The organism is Cupriavidus sp. SK-4 (genome assembly GCF_000611125.1).
GTDB classification, from domain to species: domain Bacteria; phylum Pseudomonadota; class Gammaproteobacteria; order Burkholderiales; family Burkholderiaceae; genus Cupriavidus; species Cupriavidus necator.
Genome location: NZ_JFJW01000195.1, coordinates 1 through 651, shown reverse-complemented (window position 1 = coordinate 651; position 651 = coordinate 1). Strand labels below are relative to the sequence as shown.

General features: G+C 63.6%; 1 protein-coding gene. It reads right to left on the bottom strand.

Annotated elements, in window-relative coordinates; all coding sequences use genetic code 11:
• The coding region (locus tag CF68_RS34390) for a transposase DNA-binding-containing protein (RefSeq protein WP_035827906.1) at positions 1–554 on the bottom strand (554 nt) is incomplete at its 3' end.
• Between the last annotated feature and the right edge of the window lie 97 nt (positions 555–651).

Sequence of the window (651 nt, the reverse complement as noted above, 5' to 3'; positions counted from 1 at the left end):
CGCAGATCGCGTGCCTTCACCATCAACGCCAGGATGTCGGCCTCCCGGTCAGCGACATACACCAGCCGCGTCGCCGGCATCTCTAACGCCTGCTCAGCCACACGCTCGTAGCCTTCTATCCAGCGCGTACTTTCCTTGAGGCCGGCGCGCTTGCCATCAGTACCTTTCGGCTCACGCGCCCACATCCACGCATCCAGCACACCCAGGGGCTCGCGCGCCGGCGTCACTGCGTACGTCGGGTGCAGATACATGCCGCGCTGCGCTTCATACGACAACGGCCCCAAGCCAGCGGTTGCCTTGCCATCGAAGTCCAGCTCCGTCGTGTCCTGAATGCACAGCACCACCTCGCAGGCCCGCATCCGCTCGGTCGCGCACTGCCAGTGCGGCGTCAGGATGTCATGCCATTCCAGCCGGTCCTGGGACAGAAAGCGGTAGGCAGCCGCCGTTTCTGCCCAGCCACCACAAGCACTCGGGATGCTCGCCGATGGATTCTTTGCCAGGCTCTCGGCCAATAGCACCGCGCGTCTGTTCAGGCGCCGATCGCCCAAATCGATGTCCCTGAACTCCGCCTCCGCCCAACTCGCTGCCACCACTTGCTTGCCTCACCCGTCGATTCGAAATCGCGAGTAAACGCCTTCTTCGTCCGGTTTA